12 protein-coding genes are annotated in these 13,357 nt (G+C 35.6%); 10 read left to right on the top strand and 2 right to left on the bottom strand.

Features of this window, described 5'->3' with window-relative positions:
• The first annotated feature begins 121 nt into the window (after positions 1-121).
• The 6 genes from ACIQ4I_RS17705 to nikC all read left to right on the top strand — a co-directional run bounded on the left by ACIQ4I_RS17705 (position 122) and on the right by nikC (position 7,716).
• Positions 122-1,867 (top strand): ABC transporter ATP-binding protein, encoded by a 1,746-nt coding sequence (locus ACIQ4I_RS17705; RefSeq protein ID WP_403098393.1) that lies wholly within the window; start codon positions 122-124, stop codon positions 1,865-1,867.
• A 181-nt stretch (positions 1,868-2,048) separates the two neighbouring features.
• Positions 2,049-3,071 carry an ABC transporter ATP-binding protein gene (locus ACIQ4I_RS17700; protein WP_403098391.1) on the top strand — a complete coding sequence of 341 codons (1,023 nt, stop codon included), beginning with the start codon at positions 2,049-2,051 and terminating at the stop codon, positions 3,069-3,071.
• The gene (locus ACIQ4I_RS17695; RefSeq protein ID WP_403098389.1) at positions 3,043-4,032 is read left to right on the top strand and encodes an ABC transporter ATP-binding protein; all 990 of its coding nucleotides are present in this window, start codon (positions 3,043-3,045) and stop codon (positions 4,030-4,032) included. Before ACIQ4I_RS17700 ends, ACIQ4I_RS17695 begins: the two co-directional genes overlap by 29 nt.
• 25 nt (positions 4,033-4,057) lie before the next feature.
• Positions 4,058-5,674 (top strand): ABC transporter substrate-binding protein, encoded by a 1,617-nt coding sequence (locus ACIQ4I_RS17690; protein ID WP_403098387.1) that lies wholly within the window; start codon positions 4,058-4,060, stop codon positions 5,672-5,674.
• Positions 5,675-5,799: 125 nt separating this feature from the next.
• On the top strand, positions 5,800-6,804 hold the full coding sequence (locus tag ACIQ4I_RS17685) for an ABC transporter permease (RefSeq protein WP_403098385.1): 1,005 nt from the start codon (positions 5,800-5,802) through the stop codon (positions 6,802-6,804).
• Positions 6,805-6,819: 15 nt separating this feature from the next.
• Positions 6,820-7,716: a nickel transporter permease gene (gene nikC, locus ACIQ4I_RS17680; protein WP_403098383.1), complete on the top strand. Its 897-nt coding sequence runs from the start codon at positions 6,820-6,822 to the stop codon at positions 7,714-7,716.
• Between the two features lie 160 nt (positions 7,717-7,876).
• Here the strand turns inward: nikC and ACIQ4I_RS17675 are convergent, their stop codons facing one another.
• Entirely contained in the window at positions 7,877-8,971 is a 1,095-nt protein-coding gene (locus ACIQ4I_RS17675; RefSeq protein WP_403098381.1) for an FUSC family protein, read from the bottom strand.
• Positions 8,972-9,246: 275 nt separating this feature from the next.
• Between ACIQ4I_RS17675 and bcp the strand changes: the two genes are divergently transcribed.
• The 3 genes from bcp (at position 9,247) to perR (ending at position 11,357) form a co-directional block, all read left to right on the top strand.
• The gene (bcp, locus tag ACIQ4I_RS17670; RefSeq protein ID WP_403098379.1) at positions 9,247-9,720 is read left to right on the top strand and encodes a thioredoxin-dependent thiol peroxidase; all 474 of its coding nucleotides are present in this window, start codon (positions 9,247-9,249) and stop codon (positions 9,718-9,720) included.
• A gap of 3 nt (positions 9,721-9,723) precedes the next feature.
• Positions 9,724-10,668 carry a D-2-hydroxyacid dehydrogenase gene (locus ACIQ4I_RS17665; RefSeq protein ID WP_403098377.1) on the top strand — a complete coding sequence of 315 codons (945 nt, stop codon included), beginning with the start codon at positions 9,724-9,726 and terminating at the stop codon, positions 10,666-10,668.
• Between the two features lie 245 nt (positions 10,669-10,913).
• Positions 10,914-11,357: a peroxide-responsive transcriptional repressor PerR gene (gene perR / locus ACIQ4I_RS17660; protein ID WP_397539993.1), complete on the top strand. Its 444-nt coding sequence runs from the start codon at positions 10,914-10,916 to the stop codon at positions 11,355-11,357.
• 237 nt (positions 11,358-11,594) lie between these two features.
• Here perR and ACIQ4I_RS17655 read toward each other — a convergent pair whose 3' ends face one another.
• A complete protein-coding gene (locus tag ACIQ4I_RS17655) occupies positions 11,595-11,966 on the bottom strand; it encodes a YgzB family protein (RefSeq protein ID WP_403098375.1) in 372 nt (123 codons plus the stop codon).
• Between the two features lie 131 nt (positions 11,967-12,097).
• Here ACIQ4I_RS17655 and ACIQ4I_RS17650 point away from each other — a divergent pair, with 131 nt between their 5' ends.
• Entirely contained in the window at positions 12,098-12,973 is an 876-nt protein-coding gene (locus ACIQ4I_RS17650; protein WP_403098373.1) for a nucleotidyltransferase-like protein, read from the top strand.
• Positions 12,974-13,357: the final 384 nt, after the last annotated feature.

The raw sequence follows: 13,357 nt of genomic DNA, 5'->3' as shown, positions 1-13,357 counted from the left end.
GCCTCACAAGTGCGTAAATGCACTTATGGGACATCCCTTCACACTTATCGGAAATCGCAAAGGAGTTGCCCGAAAGTAGCTTTGGGCAGCTCCTTTCACTTGGAAAGGAACGTGATTTGAAATGGGGAGTATGAAACGCTATTTGCGCTTCGTTAAACCTTATCGATTTGACATTTTTCTTACTTTCATTATTGGTGTTATTAAATTTGCCATTCCACTTTTTACACCAGTACTGATTAAAATAGTAATTGATGATATTATCGGTGCAGATCATCTATCAAATGATGAGAAAACAAAAGAATTATTTTACTGGCTCGGAGGAACAGCGGTATTATTCTTTATCATCCGACCACCAGTTGAATACTATCGTCAATATTTTGCACAAAGATTGAGCAATAAAATTCTGTACGATATCCGTCAAAAACTATATGCGCATTTACAAAAACTAGGTTTGAAATTCTACGCAAATAATCGTGTAGGAGATGTAATATCTCGTGTGATCAATGATGTTGAGCAAACAAAAGAGTTTGTTATGACAGGGTTGATGAATGTTTGGATTGACTTATGTACGATTTTAATAGCTATTGTCATTATGTTGAAATTAGATGTGAAGTTAACATTGGTTTCATTAATCGCATTTCCATTTTATGCGATCAGTGTACGCTACTTTTTTGCTCGTTTAAGATCATTAACAAGAGAACGTTCGAAAGCACTTGCAGGTGTACAAAGTTATTTACATGAACGTGTGCAAGGTATGAGTATTATAAAAAGTTTTACACTTGAAACTCATGAGCAACAAATATTTGCTGAAACTAATGGGAAATTCTTGGATAAAGCTTTGGAACAAACACGTTGGAATGCAAAAACATTTGCTGTAGTTAATACAATTACGGGTATTGCACCGTTAGTGGTAGTTGGATATGCAGGATACCAAGTTATTAATGGCCATCTTTCAGTAGGGACAATGGCTGCTTTTGTCGCTTATATTGACAGTTTATATAACCCATTACGTCGTCTTGTTAATGCATCTACGACCTTGACTCAGGCAGTTGCTTCAATGGATCGTATGTTTGAATTGTTTGATGAAAAATATGATATTGAAGATGTTCCAGGTGCGAAGTTATTATCTCAGGTAAAAGGGAAAATTGATTTTGAAAATGTGACATTCCATTATGGAGAAGAAGGCAGAGATGTTCTAAAAAACATTAACTTCAACATTGCTTCTGGACAAACAGTAGCACTTGTCGGAATGAGTGGTGGAGGTAAATCTACTATTATTAGTTTAATTCCTCGATTCTATGATGTTATTGAAGGAGCAGTCAAAATAGATGGCATTGATGTTCGAAATGCAACAATTGAATCATTACGTTCACAAATTGGGATAGTATTACAAGATAATATTTTATTTAGTGATTCAGTGAAATCTAATATAATGATGGGGAATCCACAAGCTTCAGATGATGAGGTAATTGCTGCTGCAAAGGCTGCCAATGCTCATGACTTTATCATGTCATTACCTGAAGGCTATGATACAAAGGTAGGGGAACGTGGAGTCAAACTTTCCGGTGGTCAAAAACAACGTGTTGCTATAGCTCGTGTGTTCTTAAAGAATCCACCAATTCTCATTTTAGACGAAGCAACATCTGCATTAGATTTAGAAAGTGAGGCTTTGATTCAAGAATCCCTTGATCGTCTTGCACATAATCGAACGACGGTGATTGTAGCACACCGTTTATCTACTATTACACATGCAGATCAGATTTTGGTCATTGATCATGGTGAATTGAAAGAACAGGGTACACATGACTCATTGATGAATCAAAATGGTATTTATCATGATTTGTTCCAAGTTCAAAAGTTAGATTAAACCTAACATAATATGTAAGTGAATTATTAAGACTTCTCTATTAAAGAGAAGTCTTATATTTTTCTATAAAATAAACAATTTATTGAATAATCTGAAATATGTTGCAATTTATATATAAATAATAATAGAATTAAGAAAGGTGAATTAAATAGAAAATATGGCTCTTAAAGGAGTGAAAACAATGAATCATCGAAAAGACCTTTTGCAGGTTAAAGGACTTGAGACAACGTTTTTTACGGATGATGGGGCTATTTCAGCTGTCGATCATATCGATTTTTCTCTAAAAGAGGGAGAAATTCTTGGAATTGTAGGTGAATCTGGTTGTGGTAAAAGTGTAACCTCACTTTCCATTATGGGGCTGGTACCATCTCCACCAGGGAAAATTACAAATGGACATATACTATTAGAAGGAGAAGATTTGACAAAATATTCACAAAAAGAATTACGGAAAATTAGAGGGAAAGAAATTGCAATGATTTTCCAAGAGCCTATGACTTCATTGAATCCGTTGTTTACCATTGGTAATCAGTTAACAGAAGCTATTTTAATTCATCGCAAAGGCTGGTCAAAGAAAAAGGCTTCTGCACGTGCTGTAGAAATGATGAAATTAGTAGGGCTCCCAAGAGCGGAAGAGTTATTAAAAGAATATCCACATCAATTATCTGGAGGAATGCGTCAACGTGTCATGATTGCAATGGCTTTAGTATGCGATCCTAAAATTTTAATAGCGGATGAGCCTACAACAGCTCTTGATGTAACGATTCAAGCACAAATTTTACAATTGATGAAGGATTTAAATGAGCGACTAAATACAGCAATTATGCTGATCACGCATGATCTAGGTGTTGTTGCAGAAACATGCGAAAGAGTTGTAGTGATGTATAGTGGACAAATTGTAGAAGAAGGTCCTGTTGATGTTATTTTCAAAAACTCCGAGCATCCTTATACAAAAGGACTGATCCAATCTGTTCCTGATATGAGATATAAAAAACAACGACTCTATTCAATTCCAGGAAATGTACCAAAGCCAGGTACAATAAAGCAAGGTTGCCGTTTTGCTGCACGTTGTGAATTTGCATTTGATCGTTGTACACAAGAAACCCCAGAATTGTATCAGACATCTGATGTACATAAAACCCGATGCTTCTTACATGAAGGAAAGGAGGCATCTATCGATGACAGAACCGCTATTGAAAGTAAATAATTTAAAGAAATACTTTCCTATCCGTAAAGGTGTTCTTGGAAAAGAGCAAGGTAGCGTAAAGGCAGTAGATGATGTGTCTTTCTATGTGAATGAAGGAGAAACACTAGGTATTGTTGGTGAGTCCGGTTGCGGAAAATCGACAACTGGCCGAATGATTATGCGATTGTTAGATCCAACTGAAGGCTCAATCGAATTTGAAGGAAAAGATTTAGCTAAATTATCTAATGTGGAGATGCGTAAAGCACGAAGAGAAATACAAATGGTCTTTCAAGATCCATATGCTTCTTTGAATCCGCGTCATTCAATAGGGAAAATCCTTGAAGAACCATTGATTGTACACGGGATAGGTGATGCAAAGGAGCGTAAAAGAAGAGTAAATGAATTGTTAGAAATTGTAGGGTTGTCAAGTTACCATGCTAAACGGTACCCTCATCAATTTAGTGGCGGTCAAAGACAACGGGTCGGAATTGCTCGAGCGTTAATGACAAATCCAAAACTAATCATTGCAGATGAACCTGTATCTGCTTTAGATGTATCAATTCAAGCGCAAGTTTTAAATCTGATGCAAGACTTACAAAAGGATTTAAAACTCACATATATCTTTATTGCACATGATTTAGGGGTAGTGCGGCATATTAGTGATCGTGTGGGGGTCATGTATTTAGGGAAAATGGTTGAACTAGCAGAAAGTGAACAACTTTACAGTAATCCGCTGCATCCTTATGCGAAGGCATTACTATCAGCAGTACCTGTACCAGATCCAGATTTCACAAGGGAACAAATTCTACTGACGGGGGATATTCCTAGTCCATCGAATCCTCCTACAGGTTGTACATTCCATACAAGATGCCCATTTAAAACGGATATCTGTAAAAATGTCGTACCAAAGTTAGTAGAAGTGGAAAAAGGTCATTCTGTTGCTTGCCATCTCTATGATGAGCAGTACAACAATGATATATAAATTAATCAAACATGGGGGTTATTGAATGAAGAAAAAGAGGTTATTATCTGTAGGTCTATTGTTAGTGCTAGTATTATCAACACTTCTTGCGGCATGTTCATCTGATAAAAAAGATGACACTGCAAGTAACACGAACACTGGCGATAGCAAAAAAGAAAAGATTCTTGTATTCGGGCGTGGAGGAGATTCAGTATCTCTTGATCCAATCACTGTAACAGATGGTGAATCATTTAAAGTAACACAAAATGTCTTTGAAACACTTATTAATTTTGGAGAGCAAGATACAACTTTACAACCTGGTCTTGCTACAAAATGGGAAGCGTCTAAGGATGGTTTAACATACACATTCGATTTACAAGAAGGTGTGAAATTCCATGATGGAACAGACTTCAACGCAGAAGCAGTAGTAAAGAACTTCGAACGTTGGATGAGTGGGAATGCCGATAAATACCCTTACTTTATCTCAATGTTTGGTGGTTTCAAAGGAGATAAAGGTGCAGTTATTAAAGACGTTAAAGCAGATGGTGATTATAAAGTGATTATCACTTTAAATCGTGCGCAAGCACCATTCTTGAAAAACCTTGCTATGAGTCCATTTGGTATTGCAAGTCCAACTGCACTTGAAAAAGAAGGAGACAAGTTTGGTGACAACCCAGTAGGTACTGGTCCATTCAAATTTGTATCTTGGAAACGTAACGACTCCGTAACAATTGAAAAAAATAAAGACTATTGGAAAGAAGGACTACCTAAATTAGATAAAATCGTATTCCGCTCTATTCCAGATAATTCAGCTCGTCTAAATGCTTTAAACACTGGGGAAATTGATTTAGCTGATGGTATCAATCCATCAGATGCAGCTTCAATTCAAAGTAACAAAGATTTACAAATCTTCGAACGTCCATCGATGAACGTTGGATATCTAGGTTTAACAACTACTCGTCCACCATTTGATAATGTAAAAGTTCGTCAAGCAGTGAACTACGCTATTGATAAACAAGCGATTATTGATGCCTTCTTTGAAGGAAAAGCAAAAGCTGCGAAAAATCCAATGCCTCCAGTAATTGGCGGTTACAACGATGATGTTAAAGGTTATGAATATAATCCAGAAAAAGCAAAAGCTTTATTAAAAGAAGCTGGATATGATGGAAAACAAATTGAACTTTGGGCAATGCCAGTACCGCGTCCATATATGCCAGATGGACAAAAAGTGGCAGAAGCGATTCAAAAGAATCTAGCTGATGTTGGTATGAAATCTAAAATTGTTTCGTTCGAATGGGCAACTTATCTTGATAAAGCAGCCAAAGGGGAAGCAGATGCATTCTTACTTGGATGGACTGGTGATAACGGAGATGCAGATAACTTCTTATATACTTTATTAGATGAAAGTAACATCGGAAGCAACAACTATACATTCTTCAAAAACAAAGAAACTCATAAATTATTATTAGAAGCACAAACAGAAACAGATGAAGCAAAACGTAACGAACTATACAAAAAAGCTCAAGTAATTCTTTCAGAACAAGCGCCATGGGTTCCACTTGCTCACTCTACACCATTATTGGCAGGTAAAGCGGGTATCGAATACTTCAAACCTCACCCAACAGGTTCTGATATCTTATCAAATGTTGATATTAAAAATTAAAGAAAAAGAAATAGAAAAGTACTGAAAAACTATTTATAAGATTAAAATCACCTTTTACTTTTTATTGGTGAAAGGTGATTTTTTATCCAAGTAAAATGACAACACGAGGATGGAGAGGTGAAGGTATGCTGCACTATATCGGTAGAAGATTATTACAGTTGATCCCTGTTTTGCTCGGAATGACGTTTATCGTATTTTTGATTATCCGTGCAATTCCGGGTGACCCTGCGCAAGTTATTTTAGGTCAACAGGCTACGAAAGAAGCAGTCGCAGCATTGCGAGCAAGTCTGGGATTAGATAATCCATGGTATGTGCAATATTTTCATTACTTAGGTGATTTACTTACAGGTGATCTAGGTGAATCAATGCGTACAAAAGTACCGGTTGCAAGTGAGCTTTGGCCGTATCTAGCGGCAACTTTAGAATTATCCTTATGCGCAATTATTTTAGCAGTGATTATTGGTGTAAATGCAGGCATCATTTCGGCTTGGTTCCAAAATTCATGGTTCGATTATACAGCAATGGTTATCGCATTAATTGGTGTATCAATGCCTATTTTCTGGCTTGGTTTGATGGAACAGTGGGTGTTTGGGATTCAGTTAGATATGTTACCAACATCAGGACGAGAGGATGCGCGAGACCCTGTTAATCCAATCACTTACTTATATGTATTAGATACCATTCTTCAAGGGCGATTTGATCAACTAATCGTAGTACTTCAGCATGTAATTCTACCAGCTTTAGCATTGGCAACAATTCCGATGGCTATTATCGCACGTATGACACGGTCAAGTATGCTTGAAGTTTTACGTTCAGACTATGTTCGTACAGCTCGTGCTAAGGGTCAAAAGATGTTCTGGGTTGTTTACAAACACGCGTTAAAAAACGCAATTATCCCTGTATTAACAGTAATTGGTTTACAAATGGGGCTATTACTTGGCGGTGCTATATTAACTGAAACAATCTTTAGTTGGCCTGGAATTGGCCGTTATATCTATGATGCAATTGGTTTCCGGGATTATCCAGTTATTCAATCTGGAATTTTAGTGGTAGCATTTATCTTTATCATGATTAATTTAATTGTTGATATTTTATATAGCCTTATTGATCCAAGGATTAAATATGACTAAAAGGAGGAGTCCAATATGTCTCAAATGGCACCGAATGTAACATCAAATGATTCAACACAGAAAGATCAATCGGCTGGTCCATGGAAAGAAGCATGGCGTAGCTTTAGAAAAAATAAAGTTGCGCTAATTGGAGCGATTATTGTGGCTTTCTTTATCCTACTAGCTATATTTGGTCCTCTTATTGCTTCACAAGGAATCAATGAACAACAATTGAGTAATAGATTAAAAGCGCCATCTGCTGACCATTGGTTTGGAACAGATGATTTTGGACGAGATATTTTTTCTCGAGTCATACATGGAGCTAGAATTTCCTTAATGGTTGGTTTCTTTTCTGTAATAGGTTCTGTTGTAGTTGGAAGCATTTTGGGGATTGTAGCGGGTTACTATGGTCGCTGGGTAGACACGATCATTTCTCGTATTTTCGATATCTTACTAGCGTTTCCAAGTATTCTTTTAGCTATTGCAATTGTTTCTGTATTAGGTCCTTCTTTAACAAATGCTCTGATTGCAATTGCGGTGATTAACATTCCTAATTTTGGAAGACTGATACGTTCAAAAGTATTGAGTATTAAACAAGAGGAATATATTACAGCAGCTAAGGCTATTGGTATGAAGGATTTTCGAATATTGTTCTCACATATTTTGCCGAATTCCATGACGCCGGTTATTGTGCAAGGCACACTTGCAATTGCATCTGCAATCATTGAAGCTGCAGCACTTGGCTTCCTTGGACTAGGGGCCCAGGCACCTCAACCAGAATGGGGCAAAATGCTGGCGGATGCTAGAATTTATTTAGTCAATGCACCTTGGACGATGATCTTCCCAGGTTTAGCAATAATGTTAACGGTTCTAGGTTTCAACCTAATGGGGGATGGTCTACGTGATGCACTTGATCCAAAAATGAAAAACTAGCTAAAAAACTCCAATGCGTCTAGCTAAAGACGATTGGAGTTTTTTTCTATATGTGCTGAGTTCCATGTCAAATGTAGACTTTGAAACCATCTAACGATACTGTTTTACAATAGATTAAATCCTAACAAATCTTTCGGAATCAATTTCATTATCAGCCTTACTAAATAATTCGATCATCTATTTCTACTTTTAAAACTTCATGTGAATGACGGCTTTGGTATGCCTTTATCAAAGTATCCAAATGCTCTAGATTTTCTTCATAATCTAATATTCGAGAAAGAATATGCAGTAGATGATAGCTTGAGAATTCTTCTTCATTTTCATCTTCATGTGCTAATACAATGTGCTGAGCGAATATATCCATTACTTCATTGCGTTGTAAATATTCCTCTTTCCCAACCCAGGTAGTATGCTCATGCTTTAATTTACCGGTATATTTCAAAAATAACTGTTCATGATAAGTTAGTAGATAATCTAAGCGTTCTTGTATCATAATACGAAAACGTTCAGGTAAATGGGCCATTTCATTTTCATGTAAATGTAGTCGATTTAATACTTCAATACTCTTTTTAGTCGTTAAGATCATTTGACGATAAATAACTAGTTTGCGAGCCTTTACAAATTTCTTATTACCAAAATATGCACGTTCTTCTTTGTACAGATTATACAAAATCTTGATACGTTCGTATCGCTGTTTCAATGTTCGTAACGATTGTTTTGTAGAAGTATGCTCTGATGCTTGACGAGCTGCCAAGCGAATCCACCGAATAATATCGTCCTGTAAAATATTTAGGGAAGCATAAAGACGTGTTTCGTATCGAGGTGGAAGGAATAATAGATTAACGGCAAATGCTGATAGTACACCAATCATAACGGTAGCGAAGCGAATAAGTCCAAATGTGATAAATTGTTCGCCTTGAACTTCCATAATAACAACCATCGTAACAAGGGCTAGTGAAATACTATCCTCAAGTTTAAATCGAATCATTACTAATAATGTTACAATTGCTGCTAATCCAACTGCTACGAACTCTTGTCCAAAAATGTAGCCAAAAGCAATTGCGACAACTGCTCCAATGATATTTCCTTGAACTTGTTCAATTATAGATCGATAAGAACGATAGAGAGAAGGCTGTAAAGAGAAAATAGCAGCAATTCCTGCAAATATAGGAGATGGACAATGTAATGCCTGTGCTAAAAATAAGGCCAATACAATGGCGACTCCCGTTTTTAATATTCGGGCACCTAATTTCATGTGAAAATGGGTAACCTCACTTTCTATATACTGTATTCTGGTACTTTAAACGATAAAGCATCATTGGTCAATATCTCTATATTGTTAATATTTATCCATTCCGTATTGATAATATGTTAGATGTTGATATTACTATCAAAATATCTCATTACACTAACTATTTCTCAGGAAAAAGAGTACCTAAAGATTGTATGACTTTATTGTAGTTAAAAATTCATCCGAACATCAAATAAATTGTTACAATATTAGTAAGTATATGAAATGGAGGATTTATCATGACAATGTTAGAAGGATTAGAAGCACCCAAGTTTACATTGCTCAATGAAAAGGGAGAAATAGTTTCATTAGCCGATTTTAATGGGAAGGAATCAGTTGTACTCTATTTTTATCCTAAAGATATGACTCCTGGCTGCACAACAGAAGCATGTGATTTCCGTGATGCTCATCAGGATTTTTCCGATTTAGATGTTGTTATTTTAGGTGTAAGCCCCGATGATGAAAACAAACATGCTAAGTTTATCGAAAAACATGGACTACCTTTTTCATTACTGATTGATACAAATCACGAAGTAGCAGAAGCTTACGACGTTTGGAAATTAAAGAAAATGTATGGCCGCGAATATATGGGGATTGAACGCTCTACTTTTTTGATCAACAAAGAAGGAATTGTTGAAAAAGAATGGCGTAAAGTACGTGTCAAAAATCATATCGAAGAAGTGTTAAATTATCTGCGTAGAAAAGGGGAATAAAGCATGAGAATATATTTTACATTCGATCCTCGCCCTGATTTAAAAGAAGATCTATTACACGAGTTTCCGGAGCAAGATTTTATCTTTCGTAATTCAGTAGAAGAAGACATATTAAAAACAGCAGACATTTTAGTCACGTATGGTGAAGATTTGACCGAAAGACATATTGAAATTGCTAATCAGCTACAATGGATTATGGTTTTCTCAGCAGGACTTGAAAAAATGCCATTAAGTGAAATAGCAAACCGTGGGATTACAGTTTCAAACGTACGTGGCATTCACAAAGTACCGATGGCAGAATCAGTAATAGCACATATTCTGGCATATAATCGTTCACTACAATGGATTTATGAAAAAGAAAGAAATGCAGAATGGAATCGCAAATCTAAATCCAAAGAATTACGGGATTCAACAGCACTGATTTTAGGTCCGGGAGCTATTGGGGGAGAAATTGGGCGTATACTCCAATGCTTTGGTGTTAAAACGATTGGTTGTAATCGCTCTGGTAAGAACGCAGATTATATGAATGGTATGATAAAGTTTGATGAATTGACGACTGTTTTACCAGAAGCGGATATTGTAATTTCAGTATTACCAAGCACAAAAGAAACGCATCATTTATTGGGTGCTGAGCATTTTAAAGTGATGAAAGACAGTGCGATCTTTATGAATTTTGGCCGGGGTGACTTGGTAGCGACAGATGTATTACAAGAAGCACTTTTGCAAAAGGATATAGCCTATGCAGTATGTGATGTGTTTGAAGAAGAGCCTTTGCCTAAAGATCATCCATTTTGGACAATGGATAATATAACAGTGTCACCACATGTTTCTAGTCATTCCTCTCGTTATTTAGAACGGAGTTTCGATATTTTTAAACCAAACTTGAAAAAGTGGCTAAAAGGGGACAAGCAACTCGAAAATATCATCAATCCTCAAAAAGGATATTAATTATTTTCTCTTGTTAAGTGGCTAAACTATCATTAACTTCCTTTAATTGAGAAAATTAATGAGAATATGATCTCGTTTACATAGCAAATTACGGTCGTTTTTCAATTTAAAATAAGAAGCAATAGCTCAAAAGTGAACAAAACACTCTAACGATAGGTAGAATTATTGACATTTGTACCACTTATTAAGTAAACTAATTATAACGATTATAAATAAATAATACTTATGAAGTGAGGTGCATGGCGATGTCCGAAATGCAATTAAAAAGTGCACTTGACACGCTAAAGACAACTGGCGTAAGGATTACTCCTCAACGTCATGCGATTTTAGAATACTTGATCGAATCAATGTCACATCCTACTGCTGATGATATTTATAAAGCATTAGAGCATAAATTTCCTAATATGAGCGTTGCTACTGTATACAATAATTTACGTGTTTTCCGTGAATCAGGTCTTGTAAAAGAATTGACTTATGGAGATAACGCTAGCCGTTTTGATTTTGTAACAAGCAAGCATTATCATATTATTTGTGAATCATGTGGTAAAATCGTAGACTTCCATTACCCTGGACTTGATGAAGTAGAACATCTCGCAGCTCATGTTACAGGCTTCAAGGTCAACTCTCACCGTTTGGAAGTATACGGAACCTGTCCTGAATGTGCAGAAAAAGCAACGAAGCTTCAATAATGTAATGCAAAAAAAAGCTATACATGGTGTTTATACCGATGTATAGCTTTTTTCTATTAAGAATTTTATGGTAGACTATCTTATATTATTTTGTATTGAAAAACCCCGCCTCAGGCAGAAATGAGGTTCATCCCCCGTATGAACGGGCAGTGTAGTTATAAAAGAAAACGAGAATATTCTGATAAAAATAACTGCCCGTAAAAACTCGATTCGTGCTGATTAACAGGATATTTCACTTTATAATTCTTTATGCTCAAGGTTTTTGTTATAATCTTGATTGAATTCTTTGCCTTCTAATGACTTGTCCAATGTTAAAGGTTCGCTACAAAACATACACATATCTACACGACCTAACACCTTTGTGTGTTTATGACAGTTTGGACATTCAACTAGAACGGCTTGTGTTGATAAAAAACCAATCCAAGCATAAACCATTGTGCTACCGACAATACATAGCACACCAAGAGTCATGAAAATAACTACCAACCATTTATGTTCCCTAAAGATAATGGCGCCATACATGATGATAAAGCCGATAAAAATAAGTGATAAAGCAAATGTACGGATTTTGTTAATTTTACTTTTATAAGGTTTCTTATTGGATTTCATTTGTAAGCCTCCTAAACTACAGGATACTAAAAACAGTATAGTTAGGCAATACGATTTGAAACTACAAAGAGGAATCTATATTTTACTGTCGAAAGATTATTATATAGAGATTTTATTCTAGGAGGATTCTTATGGAGCAATTACTTCGTCCAATATACCAAGAACGAGCAAGCCAGCCCAATACATTAGGGGTTATTATTATAGAAAAAAGAGAAGATGTCAGTCCAATTACTGATACATTCGATACAATCCTATTGATCATAACAAAAGATAATCGTGTACCAGTCTATACAAAACACTATACATTTGAAGATCAAAAAGCAGCAATGCATATTATAACTGAAAAGCAATTACATAAATGGTTACTTGTAGGCACAAATAAGAAACTAATCGATTGGATTTTATTTGGGAGAATATTATTTGATCGAAATGAGTATGTAAGTAATCTAAAACAAAATCTAAAGGACTTTCCCTTCTATGGTAGGAACGTCAAAATGGGCATCGAGTTTGCAAAGCTAATTCGTCATTATTTGGAAGGTAAAGTATGCTTTGAAGAAACAAATTATTTAGATGCCTATAATCATGTGGTAGAGTCATTGCATCACCTAGCTCGATTAGCAGTGTTGGATAAGGGGTTATATCCTGAAGTTACTGTATGGTCTCAAGTAAAGCAAATTGATCCTGAGATTTACAAATTATATGAAGAGCTGATTTCAAGTGAAGAACCTATTAATAAAAGATTAGAACTTTTATTCTTAGCTAGTGAGTTCTTGATTCATTCACGTACGGCAGATGGAGCTCGTCATATATTAAAAGTAATGTCTGAAAAGGAATATTGGACAATTCAAGAGTTACATGAACAAGAAGAATTGAAAAACTACTCTGTGGATTTGGAAGTGTTCGTTGAGTTTCTAATTAGTAAGGGATATATTCAAGCCGAAAACGTAGAAACAAAGAGTAATCAAATCTTCCATAGACATTATAAAATTGAACAATCTACAAAATAGTTGTATATTGATTACAGCACTTTTATGGATGGTGAAATTATTTCACAAAAAGTGTTGACATTCTCAAATAAACTATTGTATTATATTAAATGTCGCTAAGACGTACTAAGTAAATCGCTAAATATTCTACTAAAAAACTTTTTCAGAAAAGTTCTTGACAGTAAGAATTGAAAGTGATAAGATATAAAAGTCGTCAAGATGACAATGAGATATGAACCTTGAAAACTGAACAAGCAAGACGTTAATCAATAAACTTTGTTCACTAACTTATGTTAGTGACAAGGACAAAAATAGATATCATCTTATAGATGATACGCTAGCAAAGCTAATGAGCTTTCAAACTTTACTTTTATGGAGAGTTTGATCCTGGCTCAGGACGAACGC

Source organism: Rummeliibacillus sp. NPDC094406 (genome assembly GCF_044763875.1).
Taxonomy (GTDB): Bacteria; Bacillota; Bacilli; order Bacillales_A; family Planococcaceae; genus Rummeliibacillus.
The sequence above is the reverse complement of the archived record's forward strand: the minus strand, read 5'-3'. Positions and strand labels throughout refer to the sequence as shown.